The organism is Vibrio sp. 1402 (assembly GCF_033340275.1).
On the sequence record NZ_JAWOWE010000284.1, the window covers coordinates 1 to 697 of the forward strand.

A 697-nucleotide genomic window follows, 5' to 3' on the forward strand; every position below is an offset into this window, starting at 1 on the left:
TTTAGTTATAGGTAGCGTCCCTGTCGTTGCAGGAACTCAATTTTGTAACCGTCAGGATCGGTGACAAAAAAGAAGGTCGCTAGGTGTTTTTGCTGGTGGTCAAACGCTTTGATGTCACCTGCTTCAATACCTAGAGATTTAATTCGTTTGTGAGCTTGTTCGATGTCGTCCACGCTAACGGCAAGGTGACCGTAACCAGAACCGTGAGTATAAGGTTCGCTTTGGGCGTGGTTGTGGGTAAGTTCTAATTCAAAGCCTGTTTCTTCATTTGCTAGATAGGTTAGGGAGAAACCATCAAAAACGTATTGGTCTTTGATCTCTAGCTCAAGTGCGTCGCGGTAAAATTGTAGGGAACGGTCCAGATCGCGTACTCGGATCATGGTGTGTATCATTTTTGTCATGAGTACTCCTTAATTGTCCGCATAGGTTAGCGAGTACAAAAGGAGTGTGGGTAGTACTAGAGTACGACAAATAAGAATAAGCTCAATAGCTTACGATTGAGGCGTAAAGCCTCATCGATGCCATTGAATATTTTGGTAAGAATAGTTAGGTGTTAAGCGTTAAGTTGGGCAAGAGCTTGATGGAGTGTGTTTTCCGGTTGGCGAGCATACGTGAGACATGCGCAGCGCAGTAAGGATGCAAATTTGTTCACTTCACCATTGTATTCCAGTGCTGCTTGATACACCGTGCTGCTGTC

The 697-nt window shown here is 44.5% G+C and carries 1 protein-coding gene and 1 pseudogene; both read right to left on the bottom strand.

The features are described 5' to 3' along the window. Positions 1 to 5 precede the first annotated feature (5 nt). Positions 6 to 401 (bottom strand): VOC family protein, encoded by a 396-nt coding sequence (locus R7044_RS25580; protein ID WP_225456042.1) that lies wholly within the window; start codon positions 399 to 401, stop codon positions 6 to 8. A 152-nt stretch (positions 402 to 553) separates the two neighbouring features. After that, positions 554 to 697, bottom strand: a pseudogene (locus R7044_RS25585) (ribbon-helix-helix domain-containing protein); the annotation flags it as partial.

Bases quoted from the DNA above. Each gene is read 5' to 3' on its own strand.
- R7044_RS25580 (WP_225456042.1), bottom strand. From the start codon at position 401: ATGACAAAAATGATACACACCATGATCCGAGTACGCGATCTGGACCGT.